The organism is Paenarthrobacter sp. NPDC092416 (assembly GCF_044755025.1).
Lineage (GTDB): Bacteria > Actinomycetota > Actinomycetes > Actinomycetales > Micrococcaceae > Arthrobacter.
The window spans coordinates 439,930-460,576 of sequence record NZ_JBIVQG010000001.1; the positions used below are offsets into that span (position 1 = coordinate 439,930).

General features: G+C 62.6%; 19 protein-coding genes and 1 tRNA gene. 12 read left to right on the forward strand and 8 right to left on the reverse strand.

Annotated elements, in window-relative coordinates; translation table 11 throughout:
* Positions 1-2 precede the first annotated feature (2 nt).
* The 5 genes from ACIQC5_RS01900 to ACIQC5_RS01920 form a co-directional block, all read right to left on the reverse strand.
* Positions 3-752, reverse strand: coding sequence for a GNAT family N-acetyltransferase (locus ACIQC5_RS01900; RefSeq protein ID WP_400278028.1), 750 nt, complete (start codon positions 750-752; stop codon positions 3-5).
* 9 nt (positions 753-761) lie between these two features.
* Positions 762-1,787, reverse strand: coding sequence for a 6-phosphofructokinase (locus ACIQC5_RS01905; protein WP_400278029.1), 1,026 nt, complete (start codon positions 1,785-1,787; stop codon positions 762-764).
* A gap of 193 nt (positions 1,788-1,980) precedes the next feature.
* Positions 1,981-2,229 (reverse strand): PspC domain-containing protein, encoded by a 249-nt coding sequence (locus tag ACIQC5_RS01910; RefSeq protein WP_400278031.1) that lies wholly within the window; start codon positions 2,227-2,229, stop codon positions 1,981-1,983.
* 67 nt (positions 2,230-2,296) lie between these two features.
* On the reverse strand, positions 2,297-2,689 hold the full coding sequence (locus ACIQC5_RS01915) for a hypothetical protein (protein ID WP_400278033.1): 393 nt from the start codon (positions 2,687-2,689) through the stop codon (positions 2,297-2,299).
* Between the two features lies 1 nt (position 2,690).
* Complete coding sequence (locus tag ACIQC5_RS01920) at positions 2,691-4,172, reverse strand: PspC domain-containing protein (protein ID WP_400278034.1); 1,482 nt, start codon at positions 4,170-4,172, stop codon at positions 2,691-2,693.
* Positions 4,173-4,297: 125 nt separating this feature from the next.
* Here ACIQC5_RS01920 and ACIQC5_RS01925 point away from each other — a divergent pair, with 125 nt between their 5' ends.
* Both ACIQC5_RS01925 and ACIQC5_RS01930 read left to right on the forward strand, forming a co-directional pair.
* On the forward strand, positions 4,298-5,962 hold the full coding sequence (locus tag ACIQC5_RS01925; RefSeq protein WP_400278036.1) for a PspC domain-containing protein: 1,665 nt from the start codon (positions 4,298-4,300) through the stop codon (positions 5,960-5,962).
* A complete protein-coding gene (locus ACIQC5_RS01930) occupies positions 5,959-6,663 on the forward strand; it encodes a LuxR C-terminal-related transcriptional regulator (RefSeq protein ID WP_400278037.1) in 705 nt (234 codons plus the stop codon). Before ACIQC5_RS01925 ends, ACIQC5_RS01930 begins: the two co-directional genes overlap by 4 nt.
* A 177-nt stretch (positions 6,664-6,840) precedes the next feature.
* Here the strand turns inward: ACIQC5_RS01930 and ACIQC5_RS01935 are convergent, their stop codons facing one another.
* Positions 6,841-8,070: a pyridoxal phosphate-dependent aminotransferase gene (locus tag ACIQC5_RS01935; protein WP_400278038.1), complete on the reverse strand. Its 1,230-nt coding sequence runs from the start codon at positions 8,068-8,070 to the stop codon at positions 6,841-6,843.
* Between the two features lie 256 nt (positions 8,071-8,326).
* Here ACIQC5_RS01935 and ACIQC5_RS01940 point away from each other — a divergent pair.
* From ACIQC5_RS01940 to rplL, 9 genes are all read left to right on the forward strand, one after another.
* A tRNA-Trp gene (locus ACIQC5_RS01940) sits at positions 8,327-8,399 on the forward strand.
* An 81-nt stretch (positions 8,400-8,480) separates the two neighbouring features.
* Positions 8,481-8,762, forward strand: coding sequence for a preprotein translocase subunit SecE (gene secE / locus ACIQC5_RS01945; RefSeq protein ID WP_400278040.1), 282 nt, complete (start codon positions 8,481-8,483; stop codon positions 8,760-8,762).
* Positions 8,763-8,875: 113 nt separating this feature from the next.
* Positions 8,876-9,739, forward strand: coding sequence for a transcription termination/antitermination protein NusG (gene nusG / locus ACIQC5_RS01950; RefSeq protein ID WP_400278042.1), 864 nt, complete (start codon positions 8,876-8,878; stop codon positions 9,737-9,739).
* 131 nt (positions 9,740-9,870) lie between these two features.
* Entirely contained in the window at positions 9,871-10,302 is a 432-nt protein-coding gene (rplK, locus tag ACIQC5_RS01955; RefSeq protein ID WP_166183617.1) for a 50S ribosomal protein L11, read from the forward strand.
* A 130-nt stretch (positions 10,303-10,432) separates the two neighbouring features.
* On the forward strand, positions 10,433-11,140 hold the full coding sequence (gene rplA, locus ACIQC5_RS01960) for a 50S ribosomal protein L1 (RefSeq protein WP_400278044.1): 708 nt from the start codon (positions 10,433-10,435) through the stop codon (positions 11,138-11,140).
* Positions 11,141-11,246: 106 nt separating this feature from the next.
* A complete protein-coding gene (locus tag ACIQC5_RS01965; protein WP_400278045.1) occupies positions 11,247-12,359 on the forward strand; it encodes a GNAT family N-acetyltransferase in 1,113 nt (370 codons plus the stop codon).
* Positions 12,338-13,510: a GNAT family N-acetyltransferase gene (locus ACIQC5_RS01970; RefSeq protein WP_400278047.1), complete on the forward strand. Its 1,173-nt coding sequence runs from the start codon at positions 12,338-12,340 to the stop codon at positions 13,508-13,510. Before ACIQC5_RS01965 ends, ACIQC5_RS01970 begins: the two co-directional genes overlap by 22 nt.
* 312 nt (positions 13,511-13,822) lie before the next feature.
* On the forward strand, positions 13,823-14,425 hold the full coding sequence (rplJ, locus tag ACIQC5_RS01975; RefSeq protein ID WP_400278048.1) for a 50S ribosomal protein L10: 603 nt from the start codon (positions 13,823-13,825) through the stop codon (positions 14,423-14,425).
* Between the two features lie 76 nt (positions 14,426-14,501).
* Positions 14,502-14,879, forward strand: coding sequence for a 50S ribosomal protein L7/L12 (gene rplL / locus ACIQC5_RS01980; protein ID WP_223933995.1), 378 nt, complete (start codon positions 14,502-14,504; stop codon positions 14,877-14,879).
* Positions 14,880-15,005: 126 nt separating this feature from the next.
* Here rplL and ACIQC5_RS01985 read toward each other — a convergent pair whose 3' ends face one another.
* Positions 15,006-15,488: an aminoacyl-tRNA deacylase gene (locus ACIQC5_RS01985; protein WP_400278050.1), complete on the reverse strand. Its 483-nt coding sequence runs from the start codon at positions 15,486-15,488 to the stop codon at positions 15,006-15,008.
* 59 nt (positions 15,489-15,547) lie between these two features.
* Positions 15,548-16,747, reverse strand: coding sequence for an acetyl-CoA C-acetyltransferase (locus tag ACIQC5_RS01990; protein ID WP_400278051.1), 1,200 nt, complete (start codon positions 16,745-16,747; stop codon positions 15,548-15,550).
* A gap of 393 nt (positions 16,748-17,140) precedes the next feature.
* Here ACIQC5_RS01990 and rpoB point away from each other — a divergent pair, with 393 nt between their 5' ends.
* Complete coding sequence (rpoB, locus tag ACIQC5_RS01995; protein WP_400278053.1) at positions 17,141-20,647, forward strand: DNA-directed RNA polymerase subunit beta; 3,507 nt, start codon at positions 17,141-17,143, stop codon at positions 20,645-20,647.

A 20,647-nucleotide genomic window follows, 5' to 3' on the forward strand; every position in this document is an offset into this window, starting at 1 on the left:
CGTCAGCCGATCAGCACGCTTGCGTGCAGCCCGCCCGTGGCGAAACCCAAACTACGGGCCATGGCCAGGGCGCCCGTGTTGCTGACGTCGGCCTTCCACTGGAGCGTCAGGCCGGCGGCCAATGCTTCATGGGCTGCGATGGACGCGGCGAGTGTTCCGAGCCCTCGCCGCCTCCATGGGGGAGCCACCAGGACCCCCATGTTGGCCAGGATGCCCTCAACCTCGGAATAGGCGCCGCAGGCCACCGGAGTGGAGTTCTGATCATCCGGGTGCATCACCGTGAAACGGTGCTCGAGACCTTGCAGTCCCACTTCATTGACGTCGTCCGGGGGGCAGAGCCCCTCCAGCCGGATGACCTCGGGGTTCCCCTGGGAAACCGTGAGATCGTCCGAGGGCTGCCTCAGGGGGAGGTCATCGGCAAAAAACAAGGCCGACGAGCCGAGGCCGTGCCCGCCGTGGGAACGGGTCAGCGTCAAGAGCGTCACATGCTGGGCCAGTTCGGTATCGGGGACTGCTTTGGCGGCATCCAGCGCCCATTGCGGGCCCACCAGGGCCGAAGCCCCAAAGAGCCGCAGGAACACCACGGACCGCGCCGATTCGTCGGCTCGCGTGATGCGGTTGGCAGGGTCTTCAGGGTCCGACGACGACGCGGCGGCGCGCGTCGCAGCGTTGGCGAAAGCGTGGTCGTCAAGCCCCAAATGGCGAGCCCACGCCAGCTGGATGATGGCAGCGGACGTGGGCTCGAGAGTCATGGCTTCAGCCTAGCCGAACAGCACCGACGCTTCGTCGTAGCGGTGCTGGGGAACGGTCTTGAGCTTGCCCAGGGCTTCCTCGAAGCCCACGTGGGAGATATCGGTACCCTTCAAGGCCACCATGGTGCCCCACCGGCCCTCAACCACGGAGTCGATGGCGGCCATGCCCAAGCGGGTTGCCAGGACGCGGTCGTAGGCCGTCGGTACGCCGCCGCGCTGGATGTGTCCAAGGATCGTGGCGCGCGTTTCGATGCCCGTGCGTGCTTCGATTTCCGGGGCCAGCTGGTCGGCGATGCCACCGAGCCTGGGCCGGCCGAAGGTGTCCAGGCCGCGCTCGGAGTGTGGGGATTCCATGTGGTCCGGAACGAACCCTTCAGCGACCACGATCAGCGGTGCGCGGCCACGGTCGTGGGCTTCCTGGACCCATTCGGTGATCTCTTCGATGCTGACCTTCTGCTCCGGGATGAGGATCGCGTGCGCACCGGAGGCCATGCCTGAGTGCAGGGCGATCCAGCCAACGTGGCGGCCCATGACCTCGGCGATCATGCAGCGGTGGTGGGACTCACCGGTGGTTCGGAGGCGGTCGATCGCTTCCGTTGCGATCTGGACGGCGGTGTCGAAGCCGAACGTGTAATCGGTGGCGTCGAGGTCGTTGTCCACGGTCTTGGGGACACCGACGATTTTCAGGCCGGCGTCGGTGAGGCGCTTGGCTGCTGCCAGCGTTCCTTCTCCACCGATCGCAATGATCGCATCGATGCCCAGGCGCTCCATGTGGGCTTTGATGACGTCCGGGCCGCCGCCGTTCTCGAACGGGTTGGTGCGGGAAGTTCCCAGGATGGTCCCGCCCTGCTTGGCGATACCGCGGACCATGGTGCGGGGGATGTCAATGACATCACCTTCAACCACACCGCGCCATCCGTCACGGAAGCCCACAAATTCCTGGCCGTGGATGGCAATGCCCTTGAGGACTGCACCCCGGATCACTGCGTTGAGTCCGGGGCAGTCGCCACCGCTGGTAAGAATGCCAATTTTCATGTTTGCTCACTCATGGCTTGGAGGAATACGTGCAGAGCGCCACGCTGAGCTCCCAACGATTGTAGACGTGGATGTGGGGTGGGACACAAATGGTTACTTTTCAACCACGGCGTGCGGTATTGGAAACCTGTCCGAAAACAGCAGAATCGCCCCGCCGGGTGACGGGGCGATCCTTAACTAACAGCTGATGACGCTACCGTGAACGCTGGCTCAGCAGCGATTCCAGGGCGATCTTGTTGTTCTGGTCCGGCAAGAGCAGCCAACCCACGATGTAGACAACGATCGCCGGCCCCGGCAACAGGCAGAAGAGCAGGAAAGCTACGCGCACGTAGGCAACATCCACGTTGAGTTTTGCGGCGATGCCGCCACAGATGCCGGCGAGCCAGCGCTTGGGTCCACGCTTCAGGCCGAAGCCCCTGACGATGCTGAAGAACTTGTCCATGGCTAAAGCCTTCCCTGTTGTGGTTGCTTTGTCACTTCTTTGGAGGCGGGGACTTGCCCGGGTTCTGTTACTTTATGGACCTGTTGCCGGAACCCTTGGAGGACTTTGAACCCCGGCTGGCCGCAAGGAGTCCGCCGATCACAAGGGCCGCACCGGCTCCGATCATGAGGCCAATCAGCACGTACGTGCCATCAAGCGCCACCCAGCCGAGCTTGGAAATGATGATCAGGGCCGCCAGGGCCAACACAATCAGACCCCACACCACGGTTCCGATCCGTGCCTGCTGTGGCTCGTCGTCGTCCGCGTTCTCCACGTGGTAGCTCGGCTGGAGAGGCGGCGTCAGCGGAATCTGCTGGAGCTTGGGTGCAGGCAGTGGTTGCGTTGTCTGCTGCGGCTTTGCCGCTTGCAACGGTTCCGTTGGCTGGGCTTCGCGGGCGTTGACTGGCTCGTTCGTGCTCATGTCAGTTTCCTTCCTGGATGGTCACGTTGCTGAACGTGCCGTCGATCTCCACCACAAGGGTGGCTCCTGGCTCGTCGGTGTTGTAGGTGGTCCGCTCGTCCTGGAGTCGGCCACCGCGGTCAGTACCGCGTTCGTTGAGGTTGCCGAAGGTCATGTCGGCGCGGACTTCCACTGGCACGTCGTCCGGGATGATGACCGTGACGTTGCTCGCCGTGGCGTCCACCGGAACCAGGACTTCGCTGATCAGCGGGGGAGCAAGGACCACGTCGCTGAGGTCCACCACGCCTTTGCTGCCGGTGATGTCGATGCCTTCACGGGCCTGTTCGATGCTGGTGGGTGCCCACGTGACGTCACGGAAAGTGAAGCGGTCGCCGTTGGCGGGGATGAGGTTGAAAATGCCACCGATGACCAAGGCCACCACTGCGAGGAAGCCAAGGAATCCCGAGGTCCTTCCCCTCAGCCCGGCGATGAGGATGCCCAGGCCAAGCACTGCGGCCCCGGTCGCCCACACCACGGCGTTGGCTGCGTTGCCGAGCTCGATCACGTTGCCAGCGTCGAGAGCCTTGAGCGTGCCACCGGCCAACAGGGCTGCACCGGCGGATACTGCCACAATCGCGGTGCCGGGACCCTTGCGCTTGGGGCCGGCCGGCTTTGCCGGTCCGCCTTGTGGGGGAGTCGGGCCGTACGGAGGCCGGGGACCGGACGGTGTGTAGGGGCCCGATGGGGGAGTCTGGCCTGAGCCGTAACCTCCCGGGGTGTACGGGCCCGAAGGGTAGGCCGCGCCCGCTTTGGAGGGCTGTCCTTGGCCGTACACCGGCACGCCCGTGTTGGTTCCGGAAGCAGTTGCGGCAGCGAAGTTCTGCTGACTCATGGGCGGGTTTCCTTTATTGGATTTGTTGCGTTGGACCAGGAAATAGATCAGGTAGACGACGCCGCCAATCCAGAACAGCGTCCAGAACACTCCGGGAAGGCCGTTCCAGCCCCAACCCCAGAAGCCGCGGCCCAAGCTCGGGAGACCGATGATGGTGGTGATCAGGGCCCCTGTCATTCCGCCGGACCAGCGTCCAGCGGCGGCCTCTTGGACGTGGATGCGGCCGTCAGGCTCGGGCAGGAGTGCCCATGCCAAGCCGTAGAGGAGGACACCTACGCCGGCGAAAAGCGCCAGGACGATGAAGATGCCTCGCACGATCAACGGATCGATGCCGAACCGGTGGGCGATACCGCTGCAGACACCTCCGATCCAGCGGTCCGGGCCGCGGCGGATGCCCTGGCTGCGGATCCAGTCGAAGAAGTTCTGCTGGGAGGCGGGGCCAGGCGTTGCCGTGCCGGGGGCGTCAAAGCCGGGGCCGGCGCTTGGTCCCGGACCTGCGGCGGTGCCCGTGCCGGTGCCGGTGCCAGTGCCGGTTCCGGCCGCTGCTGGCTCCTCGGGAGTGCCGGTTCCGGGGGTTCCGGAATCCTCTGGGTTCATGCTGTTCGCGTTCATACTTCGATCCTGCCGTCCGGGACACCCTGCCCTCTACTGGGGGATACCCTGAACGATCCCTGAGTGACCCCCGAAGAACGCTGAATTCCGGTCCGGGCAACCCTGATCCATGTTTGGATTGGAACATGACAACCGCTGTACAACGCCCGCCGCTGGTTCGCAGCAGCGACCGTATGATCGCCGGCGTCTGCAGCGGCCTCGCCGACCACTTGGGCTGGCCCGTGAAGCTTGTCCGCGTCGGCATGCTCCTGGCGTGTTTTGCTGGCGGAGCGGGCGTGGCGTTCTACGCTTGGCTGTGGACCATGGTTCCCACCGCGGACGAGAACGCCAAACGCAATGCCCGCCGACCGGCGTCGCCCATTGCTCCCGCGGTGAGCCTGCCGCCCAACGCGGCGCCTCTGGCGCGCAACCCGCAAATGTCGCCGTACAGCCCGCAAATGTCGCCGTACAACCCGGCCAGTTTGCCGTACAGCCCGGCCAACGTCACAACGCACGACGCCGGTTCCTCGCCCGCCGTGTTCGGCCCACCTTCCATGGTTGGCACCGCCGGGCGATATGCACCGGACACTGAAACAGGGATGGGTGCTGAATCGGGCAGTGGTGCCGAACAAGCCTTGGGCGCTGCCGGAATCTCCGGCGCTGACCGCTTGAGCGGGGCCGGGGGCGCCGTAGGAGCTGCGGCTTCCTGGCCCGGGGTGCGAACGGGCCCTGAAGCCGGAGGCGGGACAGATGCCGGTCCTGGCACCGGGACTGGAGTCGCAGCCGCGGCGCTGGCCCCATGGTTCACGTTCCGCCGGATCCAGTACGGCAAGGAGATCCTGCTCGGTGCGGGTCTTTTGCTCGTGGCTGCCATTTTGATTGCACGCCAGTTCGGCGTGGACGTTCCCTTGGGTACCTTGATCCCCGCCGCGGCCATCCTCGGTGGCGCCGCGATTGCGTGGATGCAGCTGGACGAGACCCGCAGGGCCGGGCTGGTGGACAAGACCAAGGCCGACCAGGCCGGCGGGTGGGTCCGGCTGGCGGCAGGGCTGGCACTCGTTGCCGCGGGCGTCCTGGTCATGGTGTCCGGCTCGGGCTCCTGGGAGCAAACGTGGCTGGCGCTGCTGGCTTCCGTCGCTGTCCTGGGCGGGGTGGCCTTGGTCTTGCTGCCCTGGGGGCTGAAGTTCTGGAAGGACCTCGAAACCGAGCGTGCGGGGCGGGTGCGGGAAACTGAGCGCGCCGAGATCGCAGCTCACCTCCACGACTCCGTCCTGCAGACGTTGGCTTTGATTCAGCGCCGCGCCGGCTCTGAACAGGATGTCATCCGGCTGGCCAGGGCACAGGAACGGGAGCTGCGCACGTGGTTGTTCAGTGATGCTGCCAAGGAAGCCGGGCTGTTGGCCGAGCGGATCAAGTCGGTGGCTGCCGAGGTGGAGGACTCCCACGGCCACGCCGTGGAAGTGGTCACGGTGGGCGATACCCCCATGACCGACCGACACGAGGCCTTGGTCCAGGCAGCCCGCGAAGCAATGCTCAACGCCGCGAGACATGGCGGCGGGACAGTGTCCGTCTACGTTGAGAGCACTGATGGCGGCACGGAGATCTTCATCAAGGACCGTGGGCCCGGCTTCGACTTGGACGCTGTCCCGGACGACAGGCTCGGCGTCAAGGAATCGATCATTGGCCGCATGAAGCGGCATGGCGGCACGGCCGTCATCAACAGCAGCAGCGACGGTACGGAAGTCCGTCTGGCCTTGCCCTCGGTTAATGCCGACGGCGGCGAAGCACGGAACGGAGAAGCAAGACCATGAACAACATCCCGGTAGCCGGTAATCCGGCGAGCGGCATCCCCGGAGGTTCCGCTGGGCGGACGGTCCGTGTGGTGATCGTCGATGACCACACGATCTTCCGATCCGGGCTGAAGGCTGACCTCGACGCCCGCATGGACGTGGTCGGGGAGGCCGGGACCGTGGAACAGGCGATCGCAGTGATCGCCGAAACCCGTCCGGAGGTGGTGCTCCTCGATGTGCACCTGCCCGGTGGAATGGGCGGGGGTGGCCGTGAGGTCATCGCCGGGTCTGTGGGGCTGCTGGGCACCACCAGCTTCTTGGCCTTGAGTGTGTCCGATGCCGCCGAAGACGTGGTGGCCGTCATTCGGGCAGGTGCCCGCGGCTACGTTACCAAGACCATTTCGGGCTCGGAGATTTCTGATGCGGTCATTCGGGTGGCCGACGGCGACGCCGTGTTCTCGCCCCGTCTCGCCGGTTTCGTCCTGGACGCGTTCGGCACAGCGCCCGCCGACATCGCTGACGACGAGCTTGACCGTTTGTCCGCGCGGGAACTCGAAGTCATGCGGCTCATTGCCCGCGGTTACAGCTACAAAGAGGTGGCGAAGGAGCTCTTCATCTCCATCAAGACAGTGGAGACCCACGTGTCAGCGGTCCTCCGCAAGCTCCAGCTATCCAGCCGCCACGAGCTGACCAAGTGGGCTGCGGAGCGCCGCCTCCTCTGACGCTCCCTCATGTCCCGCGGGGTTTTCCGGTTCGCTCTCTCATGTCCCGCAGGGTTTTCCGGTTCGCTCCCTCATGTCCCGCGGGGTTTTCCGGTTCGCTCCCTCATGGCCCGACACATAACAAAAAACGCTCCGTCACCAACCAAGGTGACAGAGCGTTTTAGGTTGGGCCGGCGGTTACTTGGCCTTGCCCAGGAATTCCTGGATGCGGCGGACGCCTTCAGCGAGGTCGTCGTCGCCGAGGGCGTAGGACAGCCGCACGTAACCGGACGGGCCGAAGGCCTCACCGGGAACCACGGCAACTTCAACCTCGTCGAGGATCAGCGTGGCGAGCTCGGCCGATGTGCTCGGACGAACCGGACCGTTGGAAGTCTCAAATTCCTTGCCCAGCAGTCCGCGGACGTCCGCGTACACATAGAAGGCGCCTGTCGGCGTCGGGCATTCCACGCCTTCAATCGCGTTCAACCCTGCCACGATCGCCTTACGACGGCGGTCGAAAGCAACCTTCATCTCGTCGACGGCGGTCAGCGGGCCTGTGAGGGCGGCGGCAGCTGCGATCTGCATGATGTTGGAGACGTTCGATGTTGCGTGCGACTGCAGGTTGGTGGCCGCCTTGATGACGTCAGCCGGGCCGATCATCCAGCCAACGCGCCACCCGGTCATGGCATAGGTCTTGGCTACGCCGTTCAGGATGACTACCTTGTCTCCCAGTTCCGGCGCGGCGGTGGCGATGGAGGTGAACTCGACGCCGTCGTACGTGAGGTGTTCATAGATTTCGTCGGTGACAACCCAGAGGCCCTTGGACGCAGCCCACTTGCCGATTTCTGCAACCTGCTCGGGGCTGTACACAGCGCCCGTGGGGTTGGACGGGGAAACGAACAACAGGATCTTGGTCTTGTCCGTGACAGCGGCTTCAAGCTGCTCGATGGTCACCAGGTAGCCCTGCTCAGGACCGGCAAAGACCTCAACGGGAACGCCGCCGGCAAGACGGATGGCCTCCGGGTAAGTGGTCCAGAACGGTGTGGGGATGATGACCTCGTCGCCCGGATCAACCAGGGTGGCGAAAGTGTTGTAGACGGCCTGCTTGCCGCCATTGGTCACCAGGACCTGGGAAGGGTCCACCTTGTAGCCGGAGTCCCGGAAGGTCTTGTCCGCAATGGCCTTCTTCAGCTCGGGAAGTCCGGCGGCGGGGGAGTAGCGGTGATACTTCGGCTGGGCAGCGGCTTCGATCGCAGCCTTCACGATGTAGTCGGGGGTTGGGAAATCAGGTTCGCCGGCACCGAAACCAATCACGGGGCGCCCCGCGGCCTTCAGTGCCTTGGCCTTGGCATCAACGGCAAGGGTGGCGGACTCGGCAATGGCGGAGATTCGCTGTGAAATGCGGGCGGCAGTTGTTCCGGCAGACATCTATGTACCGTTCTTCGCAGGCAGCTCGTGGGCTGGATGATGGGATTCGACGTAAACTACCTTATGCTGTTCTGCGGAGCTCCCGGGCGCCTGCTGAACAATGTGACTGATAATGCTGCTCACACTGTTTCGTGAGGGGCTGGAAGGTCCGGAATTGAGCCGGTTCGACTATCGCGAAATTCTTGCGTAGACTGGTTCACCGGTGTTGAAAAGCACCACAGGCTGAAGTGCGGCCTGAAACATGGATTCATTCCATAGGGTAGTGGCGCAATTGGTAGCGCAGCGGTCTCCAAAACCGCAGGTTGCAGGTTCGAGTCCTGTCTGCCCTGCGCAAGCTGTTCCGGCGGAAACGCCGGGGCATGCGCAGCAACCATGGCTCTGATCAGAGTCGGGTCAACGACGTTTGCAAGGTGAGTGAGGACCAGGTGACCGAAACGGCTGCTAGCAGCTCGAAGGGCCGTCCCGCCAAGAAGGCCGATTCCGGCTTTTTTGCCCGAATTGCACTCTTTGTCCGCCAGGTAATCGGCGAACTGAAGAAGGTCGTCGCACCGACCCGCAAGGAACTGATCAACTACACGCTCGTGGTGCTGGTGTTCGTAGCCATCATGATGCTCATCGTCACCCTCCTGGACCTTGCCTTCGGAACAGGTGTCAGCTGGGTCTTCGGCGGGTCAGGCGCTACGGACAGCTAAGCGGATCTGTCCGCAAACTGCGCGGAATCCCTTGAAATTCAGGGATTTTGCGGGGTTTGCGGAATTGAGCCATTTAAATAGGCATGTTAGGCAATGAGGAAGCAGGAGACCAAGTGTCTGAGCAGGAGCTCGAGGTAACTGAGACTGAGCTGGATGGGGCCGCTGAAAACGCGGACCACGCCGCGGAAGAGTCCGAGGTCGATTCTGCTGCGCCCGAATCTGCCGATGTCGACGCCGACGATTCCGAGGAAGCCTTCGAATCTGACGTAGACGACGAGTCTGATGACGAGTCCGACGACGACGCTGGTGAGTCCGACGAGGATGACGCCGAAGCGTCCGACGACGACCTGGCCGCCGCTGCTGCTGCAGCGCCCGCCGATCCGGCTGATGAGTTCAAAGCCAAGCTTCGCCGCCAGGAGGGTGACTGGTACGTCATCCACTCCTACGCCGGGTACGAAAACCGTGTGAAGGCCAACCTTGAGACCCGCATCCAGACCTTGGACATGGAAGATTACATCTTCGAAATCCAGGTCCCGATGGAAGAGGTCGTCGAGATCAAGAACGCGCAGCGCAAGGTGATCAACCGCGTTCGCATCCCCGGCTACGTCCTGGTCCGCATGGACCTGACGGATGCCTCGTGGGGCGCAGTCCGCCACACGCCTGGCGTCACCGGCTTCGTGGGCAACGCCCACAACCCTGTGCCGTTGCGTTTGGACGAGGTCTTCTCCATGCTTGCCCCGGTCTTCGAAGAAGAGCAGGCCGAGAAGGGCAAGCCGGTCAACAAGCAGCACCAGGCTCCCGTGGATATCGACTTCGAGGTTGGCGAGTCCGTCATCGTCAAGGAAGGTCCGTTCGAGACCCTTCCGGCCACGATCTCCGAGATCAAGCCGGAATCCCAGACCCTGGTGGTTCTCGTTTCGATCTTCGAGCGCGAAACCCCGGTAACGCTCGCGTTCAACCAGGTCACCAAGATCTAACTGAACCCAAAGATTTCGCTCCGGTTCTGCCTGCTTAGCAGGACGGGAGCGGCCGGTCGCCTCGCCATGGCGGCCACCAACCTGAGACGCGCTCCTGTGTCCCAGGAAGCTATTGAGAGAAGGACCCTACATTGGCTCCCAAGAAGAAGGTCACCGGCCTCATCAAGCTGCAGATCCAGGCAGGTGCCGCTAACCCGGCCCCGCCGATCGGTCCTGCGCTCGGCCAGCACGGTGTCAACATCATGGAATTCTGCAAGGCGTACAACGCTGCTACGGAATCCCAGCGCGGAAACGTTATCCCGGTTGAAATCACGGTCTACGAAGACCGTTCCTTCACCTTCATCACCAAGACCCCGCCGGCTGCAGAGCTCATCAAGAAGGCTGCAGGCGTCGCCAAGGGTTCGGCTACCCCGCACACCGTCAAGGTTGCCAAGCTGACCCAGGCCCAGGTCGAAGAGATCGCTTCCACCAAGATGGAAGACCTCAACGCCAACGACATCGCGGCAGCTGCCAAGATCATCGCAGGCACCGCCCGTTCCATGGGCATCACGGTCGAAGGCTAAATACAGCTTTCACCCGCCGGGCAACCGGCACTTGAATCAATGAAATGTCGCAGGATCCTTGCCGGATCCCCGACTGTGGCAGGGCCCAGCGCGGTCCGCAGACCACAACTGCACAAGGAGAATAAGCAGCATGGCAAAGCGCAGCAAAGCATATGAGGCAGCCGTAGCCAAGATCGAGGCAGACAAGGTCTACGCCCCGTTCGAGGCCATCACCCTCGCGAAGGACACCAACCCTTCCAAGTTCGACGCAACCGTTGAGGTCGCTTTCCGTTTGGGCGTTGACCCGCGTAAGGCCGACCAGATGGTTCGTGGCACCGTCAACCTGCCGCACGGCACCGGTAAGACCGCCCGCGTCCTCGTTTTCGCAACCGGTGACAAGGCAGAAGCAGCAATCGCTGCCGGCGCCGACTTCGTTGGTTCCGATGACCTGATCGAAAAGATCGCCGGCGGCTGGACCGACTTCGACGCCGCAGTGGCAACCCCTGACCTCATGGGCAAGGTTGGCCGCCTCGGTAAGGTCCTCGGCCCGCGTAACCTCATGCCGAACCCGAAGACCGGTACGGTTACCCCGGATGTCACCAAGGCTGTCAACGACATCAAGGGTGGCAAGATCGATTTCCGCGTCGACAAGCACTCGAACCTGCACTTCATCATCGGCAAGGTTTCCTTCGACGCTGTGAAGCTGGCCGAGAACTACGCAGCTGCTCTGGAAGAGGTGCTTCGTCTGAAGCCGTCTGCTTCCAAGGGCCGCTACATCCAGAAGGCTACTCTGGCTACCACGTTCGGCCCGGGCATCACCGTTGACCCGAACGTCACCAAGGTTCTCACCGAGGCGTAAGCTCCGGGAGCATTGGCTCTGAAGAAGGACCGTCCGGCTTTTGCCGGACGGTCCTTCTTTTTGTCCGTCTATTGTGCGTCGTCGTGGCGGCGCTAGGCTGTGATGCGTGGCACCGACGTCGAACGCGTCCGCCAACGGCGGACTGACCATCCAGCAGATCCCTGTCCCGAAGAGACCGGACGCCGGCGGATCGCCGGACTTCCTCGCCTTCCACAAACTGCGGCACGCTTACGAGCTTGAGGTCTGGGGAAACCTCGACCGTGCTGCCACGTTGCCCGAGGCTGTGCTGTTCTGGCAGGGCAACGACTACGAGGAACGGCAGGTGTTCCTCGCACGCTTGGAGGGAAAGGTTGTGGGCAGCGGTTCGCTGATGCTGCCGCTCAGTGAGAACCTCACGACGGCGGGCATGGACGTCCTGGTGGACGCGGACTACCGTCGGCGAGGGTTCGGGACGCAGATCCTGGAATATTTGGAACGGGTGGCCCGTGAAAGGGACAGGAACTCATTCGACGGCTATTGCGGCGGACCAATAGCGCCGGTCTTGGCCGGAGTTCCTGTTCTCGAAGCTAAATCCGGTACGGGCGGCGTGCCGCTGGACAACGCTTCCACCCGCTTCGCAGTGCATCACGGCTATTCCCTGGAACAGGTGGAGACCAGCAGCCTCCTGTCGCTGCCGGTTGACGAAGCGCACTTGGTGGAGCTGGAGGTGCAGGCGCTTCGGAAGGCCACGGCATACAGCCTTATTGAATGGACCGATCGATGCCCCGACAAGCTCGTGGGCGCGTTCGCAGACTTGAAGAGTCTGATGAGCACCGAGGTGCCCATCGCCGGCCTGAACTGGGAAGGCGAACGATGGGACAATGCCCGGGTGCGGCAGGAGGAGTCCACCTGGCAGGCGAGCGGTATTGAGTTCATCGTGGCCGTGGCCCGCCACGATGCTTCGGGGGAGCTTGCTGCCTACACGGTGCTTTCGCACCGGGAGGCCATGCCCGGAATCGTCAACCAGGAGGACACGTTGGTGGCTCCAGAGCACCGGGGACACGGACTCGGCATGATCGTGAAGATTGCCAATCTGCGTCGTGCGGCGGCACTCTGGCCCGAGGCGAAGTCCGTCATGACATGGAACGCCAGTGAAAACCGGCATATGCTGGCCATAAATATCGCCCTTGGATTCCGGCCTTCGGGGTTCGAGGGCGAATGGCAGAAACGGCTGGGATGACTGTAGACGAGACACGGACTGTTCAAGTCGAGCAGCTATGGGTGCCTGACAATCTGGACAGCCCGGATGCCGCCGATTTCCTGGATGCCGTGGAAGTAGGGCGGCGGGTCCGGATGGAGACGTGGGGGAGTGATGACCTCGCGTACACACCTCTGGAGAAGCTGCTGGAGCTCTCCGATCCTTATGAGCGTCAGATCATCCTTGTGGCCAAGGTGGACGGGGCAATCGTGGGTACGGTGGATATTGCCCTGCCCTTGGCGGACAACATGGACCTCGCCGAGTTCACCTTGGACATCCTGCCGGAATACCAGCGGCAGGGCGTAGGACGGCAACTTCTGGAGGCTGCGGAACAGTTGGCCCGGGCCGAAGGCCGCACCATGATCCTCGTGGACACAAACCACCCTGCAACCTCCCTCACCGAGGTCCCGGACGATCAGCTGATTCCCGGAAGCGGTGCCGGCTTCATTCCCGTCAGCAGCAGGGAAGTGGATTTCGCCCAACGGTCCGGGTACACCCTGCAGCACATTGAACAGTTCAGCTCGTGTGTCCTTCCCCTTGACTCCAGGCTCGTGGCCGACTTGCAGCTTGAAGCCGAAGATGCCAACGGCGGTCGCTACACGCTGCACCATTGGACGGACCGATGCCCCGACCAATGGCTGGAAGCCATTGCCACGTTGGAAAACGCTGCGGGCGAGGTTGTTCGCGGCGAGGACGACGAAGAGAGGCCGGGAGCGGTGGAGGCGACGGGGATCGTCTTCGACGCGGAGGTGCTTCGAGAAACTGAAGACGCAGCCTTGGCGCAGGGACGGCGGACGGTGGTGACCGCCGTCGAGCATGTCGCCAGCGGCCGGCTCGTGGGCCTGACCACCATCAGCGTCTTGGCTCAGCGGCAGGACGTTGTGTTCCAGGACGACACTTTGGTTCTCCAGGAACACCGCGGCAACAAACTGGGGCTGCTGATCAAGGTGGCCAATATGCAGCGCCTGAGTGAGCAGTTCCCGGATGCGCGCGTGATCTACACCTGGAATGCTCCAGAGAACCGCTACCTTTTGACGGTGAACAGGCAACTGGGATTCACCACGGCCGGCGTTACTGGGTTGTGGCAAAAGGAACTTCCGGACAGGGGACCGAAGGTGACGTCGTCGGAGTAGTGTGGACCGGTTGACCCGCCGCGATTTGGTTTGCCGAACAACCTCCCGTAACCTTGAAGTACCAAAGACCGTCGGTTGATGGGAATCCACTCTTTCGAGCGCAGCTCAATACTGCAGCGACGCCCCTAAGACAAAAGTGCATTCCTTGACGAAGGACCCTGAACATAGGGCGGCCGGCGCAGGTGAACGAAGCAAGACTCCGCAGTTGAACTGTGTTGAGCCAAGCCCCGTGCATCTGCGCGGGGCGTTTTTAGTTTTAGCTCTGATGAGCGGGGACCCGGAAGACCGGCTTTATTCCCCGGAAGGAGGGTTATGACAACGCCTAGCAAGATCTCCGCAGTTGCAGAGATCACCAACGATTTCAAGGAATCGAACGCGGCTGTCCTGACCGAATACCGCGGGCTCACTGTTGCACAGCTCAAGGAACTGCGTGTTGCGCTCGGCCAGGACACCAAGTTCTCGGTCGTCAAGAACACCCTGAGCGCCATTGCAGCCAAGGAAGCTGGTGTTGAAGCATTCAACGATCAGCTTGCCGGCCCCACTGCAATCGCCTTCATCAAGGGCGACGCTGTTGCTGCTGCCAAGAGCCTGACGGACTTTGCCAAGACCAACAAGCAGCTGGTTATCAAGACCGGTTACTTCGAAGGCAAGGCATTGGACGCAGCAGGAGTTGCCGCACTGGCAGCCCTCGAGTCCCGCGAGCTGCAGCTTGCACGTGTTGCTGGTGTCCTTAAGGCTCCCGCATCCGCTGCTGCACGCATCATCGACGCTCTGCGCCTCAAGCTTGAAGAAGAGGGCGGCGCATCTGCACCGGCCGCTGAAGAAGCTCCGGCTGAAGAAGCAGCTGTTGAGGCTGCTGCTGAAGAGGTTGCGGCTCCGGCCGAAGCCGCTGAAGCTGCAACCGAAGAGAACTAAGTTCTCCCCCCAATCAAACTCCGGTGCATGGAGCGGCTTAGGCCGGGTCTGCACCAACTAATGGAAGGACGCCACCATGGCGAAGCTCAGCAACGAAGAGCTCATTGAAGCTTTCAAGGAACTGACCATCATCGAGCTCTCCGAGTTCGTCAAGCTCTTCGAAGAGACCTTCGAAGTTACGGCTGCTGCTGTTGCAGTTGCTGGCCCCGCTGCCGGCGGTGCTGCTGAAGCTGCTGAAGAGAAGACTGACTTCGACGTCATCCTCGAGGCTGCTGGCGACAAGAAGATCGCAGTGATCAAGGAAGTTCGCGCCATCACCTCCCTCGGCCTCAAGGAAGCCAAGGACCTGGTTGACAGCGCACCGAAGGCTGTTCTCGAAGGCGCCACCAAGGAAGCCGCAGAGAAGGCAAAGGCTCAGCTCGAAGAAGCTGGCGCAACGGTTACCCTCAAGTAACTCGTCTTGCTTGTGGAAGCCCCGTCCGGTTCGCCGGGCGGGGCTTCCTGCTTTAAACAAGCAACGCGGGGTCACTTACGGCCCATCCCATGGGGAATTACCGGCCGTAAGTGACCCCGCGTTGCCTTAAGCGGGTTCGCTGATGTCGGCCACCACGGCGCCCAGGGCGGAGGTGAGGGCATCGGCGTCGACGAATGCGCTGCGACCGTGGGCGCCTGCACCCATCGAGATCCGGCGCCCCCTAATAGTGGCATCTGCGTAGACGGGCCACGGCGTGGTGCTGCCCAGGGGAGTGATGGTGCCGCGCTCATAGCCGGTGGCCGCCAAGGCGACATCAGCATGTGGCAGCGACAGTTTGTTCACGCCCACAAGTGCCCGGAGCTTGGGCCAGGAAATCTGCCGGTCACCCGGAATGAGCGCGAACAGGAACGTCCCGTCCCGGTGTTTGACTACCAACGACTTCACGATGTCCGCAGGCCTGATTCCCAGGATCCCGGCCGCCTCTTCGAGGCTCCGGGCTGCAGGACGTTCGACGACGTCGACGTCCAGACCGCGTGCGGCAGCGTCGGACAAGAACCGTTCGGCACCATTCATTTCCACGTTAGCCATGCGCCATCCTTCCCTTGCCGTCGAGTCAATTGGTATCAAGTCCTCAGGTCGCGGGTTCTCTAGTCGCGGTACAGCAGGAGCGCCTCGCCCTGCCCGCCGCCGCCGCACAGGGACACCGCAGCTTTGCCGGTGCCGCGGCGCTTGAGCTCGTGGGCTGCGTGCAGAGCCAGCCTCGCCCCGGAAGCGCCAATAGGGTGGCCAAGAGCAATCGCGCCGCCATGGATGTTGCACTTTTCCAGCGGATAGCTGAGGTCCTTGAGGGACTGCACGGCCACGGAGCCGAAAGCCTCGTTGATCTCAATGAAGTCCAGTTCTTCCGCGGTCCACCCGGCGCGCTTGAGTGCCTGGGCTATGGCGTTGGACGGCTGCGAGTGCAGGGAGTTGTCGGGGCCCGCCACTTGCCCGGGCTTGCCGACGACGGCAAGGTAGTCGAGCCCGTTGTCCTCGGCAAAGCGGCGACTCGCCAGGACAAGGGCGGAGGCGCCGTCGGACAGGGGAGAGGAATTCCCCGCCGTGATGGTTCCGTCCGTGGCGAAAGCGGCCTTCAGGGGGGCCAGCGTTTCGAGCGTCGTGTTCGGCCGGATTCCTTCATCTGAGCGGAGGACTACGGGGTCGCCCTTGCGTTGCTTGACGCTGAGCGGGGCAATTTCGACGTCGAACACGCCGCTTTCTGCTGCGGCAGCGGCGCGCTGGTGGGACGCGGCTGCGATTTCGTCCTGTGACCGGCGGTCGATGCCCAGCGTGACGTTCTTGGATTCGGTGGACAGACCCATCGACTGGCCGTCGAAGGCGTCGGTCAGGCCGTCGTGCGCGGCGACGTCGAGAGCCTGGATGGCTCCATAGGTCCACCCTTGCCGGGAACCGGGCAAGAGGTGCGGGGCGCGGGTCATTGATTCCTGGCCTCCGGCGACAACCACGGTGGCATCGCCGCTGCGGATCATGCGGGCGGCATCGATGACGGCCGTCAGTCCGGAAAGGCACACCTTGTTGATGGTGACCGCCGGAATGTTCCACCCCACCCCGGCGGCGATCGCGCTTTGCCGGGCCGGATTCTGCCCGGCGCCGGCCTGCAGGACCTGGCCCATGATGACGGCGTCCACTTGCTCGGCTTTGACGCCGCTTGCCTTGAGAGCGGAGGTAATGGCATGCGCGCCAAGTTCGACGGCGGTGAAGCCGGCCAGCTGCCCATTGAGGCGACCTTGTGGGGTACGTGCAGCGGCAAGGATGACAACGTCATTGTTGTCAGCGGAGTTGCTCATGGTCTCTCTTCCGATCCGGGGTTGGTGTGCCTAGGCTATCGCGGAGCGTGCGCCAGCCTATCTCTTCCAACGATTGTGCCGTGTCCGGCATTCCTTGGCATAGGTGCCTATGGCAACGGTGCTTGCATTCAGCGGCGATGTGGGGTAGACAGGAAGGCTGCTTTGCCGTATCGTAGATATTTGCGTCTTCCCTGTTAACCTTCAGCCTTCATATAGCGGTGGGCTTTACCTCTCAGCTGCGTCAATTGGCGTGCCGTTCACTACGCGAATGCGTCGTGGCAATGCTGGGTCCGGGTCATATAGCGGAACCGGAATAAGTATCCCGCGGAGCACTCCGCGGGATGCAAACGGGGGAGATCTGAAAACGCCTGAAGGTCTGTGGAAGGATCCCTCTTGGTCGCCTCGAGCACCTCTAATAACGAAACCGCTAATACGGCAAGCACCGATGGTGCCACCCGCCGCCTCTCATTCGCAAAGATTCACGAACCCCTTGATGTTCCGAATCTTCTCGCCCTGCAGACTGACAGCTTTGACTGGCTCGTCGGTAACGAACGCTGGCAGGCGCGGGTAGCGAAGGCTGTCGAGGAGGGCGACCTGAGCGTCGCAACTACCTCCGGACTTGCCGACATCTTCGAAGAGATCTCCCCCATCGAAGACTTCCAGGGCACCATGTCCCTGAGCTTCTCCGAGCCGGAGTTCGCTGACCCGAAGTACACCATGGCCGAATGCAAAGACCGTGACGCCACCTACTCGGCCCCGCTGTACGTCAAGGCCGAGTTCATGAACAACAACACGGGCGAAATCAAGCAGCAGACCGTGTTCATGGGCGACTTCCCCCTCATGACCGAAAAGGGAACGTTCGTCGTCAACGGCACCGAGCGTGTTGTTGTCTCCCAGCTGGTCCGTTCGCCGGGTGCCTACTTTGAGCGCACCGCTGACAAGACCAGTGACAAGGACATCTTCACTGCGAAGATCATCCCGTCCCGTGGTGCATGGTTCGAACTGGAAATTGACAAGCGTGACCAGGTCGGCGTTCGCCTTGACCGCAAGCGCAAGCAGTCGGTCACCGTTCTGCTGAAGGCCCTCGGCTGGACCGAAGGCCAGATTCTGGAAGAGTTCGGCCAGTACGACTCCATGCGCGCAACGCTGGAGAAGGACGCCACCGAGACCCGCGAAGACGCGCTTCTGGACATCTACCGCAAGCTGCGTCCGGGCGAGCCGCCCACAGTCGAGGCTGCCCAGTCCCTGCTGGACAACCTGTACTTCAACGCCAAGCGCTACGATCTGGCCAAGGTTGGCCGTTACAAGATCAACCGCAAGCTGGGCATCGACCGCTCCCTTGGTGACAAGGAAGCTTCGGTCCTGCACGTTGAAGACATCGTTGCCATGATCAAGTTCCTCGTTGCGCTCCACGCCGGCGAGAAGACACTCATGGGCAAGCGCGATGGTGAAGACCACGAGCTCCGTGTCGAGATCGACGACATCGACCACTTCGGCAACCGTCGCATCCGCGCCGTTGGCGAACTGATCGAGAACCAGGTCCGCACGGGTCTGTCCCGCATGGAGCGCGTTGTTCGCGAACGCATGACCACGCAGGACGTCGAGGCCATCACGCCGCAGACACTGATCAACATCCGCCCTGTTGTGGCAGCCATCAAGGAGTTCTTCGGAACGTCCCAGCTGTCGCAGTTCATGGACCAGAACAACCCGCTTTCGGGTCTGACCCACAAGCGCCGCCTCTCGGCCCTTGGTCCGGGTGGTCTGTCCCGTGACCGTGCAGGCATGGAAGTTCGAGACGTTCACCCGTCCCACTACGGACGTATGTGCCCCATCGAAACCCCTGAAGGCCCGAACATTGGTCTGATCGGTTCGCTGGCTTCCTACGGCCGCATCAACCCGTTCGGCTTCATCGAGACGCCGTACCGCCTGGTTTCCGAAGGCGTCGTCTCCGACGAAGTCCAGTACCTGACGGCCGATGACGAAGCCGAAGTACTGATCGCACAGGCCAACGCTCCGCTGGATGCTGACAAGAAGTTCTCCGAAGAGACCGTCCTTGTCCGTGCCCGTGGTGGTGGAGGCGAGCCCGTCCTGGTCCCCGCCGGCGAAGTTCAGTTCATGGACGTTTCCCCGCGCCAGATGGTGTCCGTGGCCACCGCGCTGATCCCGTTCCTTGAGCATGACGATGCCAACCGTGCACTCATGGGTGCCAACATGCAGCGCCAGGCCGTGCCGCTGGTCCGTTCCGAGGCTCCTTTCGTGGGCACCGGCATGGAGCGCGCAGCAGCCGTCGACGCCGGTGACGTTGTCATCGCGAAGAAGGCCGGTGTGGTCACCGAGGTTTCCGCGGAGCTGGTTGTCATGATCAACGACGACGGCACCGAGACCAACTACCGCATCAACAAGTTCGCCCGTTCCAACCAGGGCAACTGCTACAACCACCGTGTCCTGGTCAACGAAGGCCAGCGCCTGGAAGTTGGCGGCATCATCGCTGACGGTCCCGCAACGGACCAGGGTGAACTTGCCCTCGGTAAGAACCTCCTCGTGGCATTCATGTCCTGGGAAGGCCACAACTTCGAGGACGCCATCATCCTCTCGCAGCGCATTGTTGCCGAGGACGTCCTTTCCTCCATCCACATCGAGGAGCACGAAATTGATGCCCGCGACACCAAGCTTGGTGCCGAGGAAATCACCCGTGACATCCCCAACGTGTCCGAGGAAGTCCTGGCAGGCCTGGACGAGCGTGGCATCATCCACATCGGTGCCGAGGTTGAAGCCGGCGACATCCTGGTCGGAAAGGTCACCCCTAAGGGTGAAACCGAACTGACTCCGGAAGAGCGTCTGCTCCGTGCCATCTTCGGTGAGAAGTCCCGCGAAGTCCGCGACACCTCCCTGAAGGTGCCCCACGGTGAGTCCGGTACGGTCATCGGCGTGCGCGTCTTCGACCGCGACAACGACGACGAGCTGCCCCCGGGCGTGAACCAGCTGGTCCGCGTCTACGTGGCAGCCAAGCGCAAGATCACCGATGGTGACAAGCTCGCCGGCCGTCACGGCAACAAGGGTGTTATCTCCAAGATCCTCCCGATCGAGGACATGCCCTTCCTTGCAGACGGTACACCGGTTGACATCGTCCTGAACCCGCTGGGTGTTCCGGGTCGAATGAACGTTGGTCAGGTCCTGGAAACCCACCTTGGTTGGGTTGCCAAGACCGGTTGGAAGATCGAAGGCGAGCCGGAGTGGGTCAAGAACCTCCCGAACCTGCCCCGTGAAACCGGCCAGACCACGGTTGCGACCCCGGTGTTCGACGGTGCCCGCGAAGAAGAAATCACGGGCCTGCTCGATTCCACGAACGTGACCCGCGATGGGGACCGCCTGATCGACTCGTCCGGCAAGACCCGTCTGTTCGACGGCCGCTCCGGCGAGCCGTTCCCGGACCCGATCTCCGTCGGCTACATGTACATCCTGAAGCTCCACCACCTGGTGGATGACAAGATCCACGCGCGTTCCACCGGCCCGTACTCCATGATCACGCAGCAGCCGCTGGGTGGTAAGGCTCAGTTCGGTGGCCAGCGCTTCGGTGAAATGGAAGTGTGGGCGCTTGAAGCTTATGGCGCCGCCTACACCCTTCAGGAACTGTTGACGATCAAGTCGGATGATATCCACGGTCGTGTGAAGGTCTACGAAGCCATCGTCAAGGGCGAGAACATCCCTGAGCCTGGCGTTCCCGAGTCCTTCAAGGTCTTGATCAAGGAAATGCAGTCGTTGTGCCTGAACGTGGAAGTACTTTCCACGGACGGAACCACGATCGAAATGCGTGACTCTGATGACGCAGTCTTCACGGCTGCGGAAGAACTGGGCATCGATCTGTCTCGTGCAGAGCCCAGTTCCGTAGAAGAGGTCTAG

Excerpts from the sequence above, each read along its gene's own strand:
- ACIQC5_RS01935 (WP_400278038.1), bottom strand. The coding sequence starts at position 8,070 with ATGTCTGCCGGAACAACTGCCGCCCGCATTTCACAGCGAATCTCCGCC.
- ACIQC5_RS01905 (WP_400278029.1), bottom strand. The coding sequence starts at position 1,787 with ATGAAAATTGGCATTCTTACCAGCGGTGGCGACTGCCCCGGACTCAAC.
- rplA (WP_400278044.1), top strand. The coding sequence starts at position 10,433 with ATGGCAAAGCGCAGCAAAGCATATGAGGCAGCCGTAGCCAAGATCGAG.
- ACIQC5_RS01915 (WP_400278033.1), bottom strand. The coding sequence starts at position 2,689 with ATGAGCACGAACGAGCCAGTCAACGCCCGCGAAGCCCAGCCAACGGAA.
- rplJ (WP_400278048.1), top strand. The coding sequence starts at position 13,823 with ATGACAACGCCTAGCAAGATCTCCGCAGTTGCAGAGATCACCAACGAT.
- ACIQC5_RS01930 (WP_400278037.1), top strand. The coding sequence starts at position 5,959 with ATGAACAACATCCCGGTAGCCGGTAATCCGGCGAGCGGCATCCCCGGA.
- rplL (WP_223933995.1), top strand. The coding sequence starts at position 14,502 with ATGGCGAAGCTCAGCAACGAAGAGCTCATTGAAGCTTTCAAGGAACTG.
- ACIQC5_RS01900 (WP_400278028.1), bottom strand. The coding sequence starts at position 752 with ATGACTCTCGAGCCCACGTCCGCTGCCATCATCCAGCTGGCGTGGGCT.
- ACIQC5_RS01925 (WP_400278036.1), top strand. The coding sequence starts at position 4,298 with ATGACAACCGCTGTACAACGCCCGCCGCTGGTTCGCAGCAGCGACCGT.
- ACIQC5_RS01920 (WP_400278034.1), bottom strand. The coding sequence starts at position 4,172 with ATGAACGCGAACAGCATGAACCCAGAGGATTCCGGAACCCCCGGAACC.
- ACIQC5_RS01910 (WP_400278031.1), bottom strand. The coding sequence starts at position 2,229 with ATGGACAAGTTCTTCAGCATCGTCAGGGGCTTCGGCCTGAAGCGTGGA.
- ACIQC5_RS01990 (WP_400278051.1), bottom strand. The coding sequence starts at position 16,747 with ATGAGCAACTCCGCTGACAACAATGACGTTGTCATCCTTGCCGCTGCA.
- ACIQC5_RS01985 (WP_400278050.1), bottom strand. The coding sequence starts at position 15,488 with ATGGCTAACGTGGAAATGAATGGTGCCGAACGGTTCTTGTCCGACGCT.
- ACIQC5_RS01970 (WP_400278047.1), top strand. The coding sequence starts at position 12,338 with ATGGCAGAAACGGCTGGGATGACTGTAGACGAGACACGGACTGTTCAA.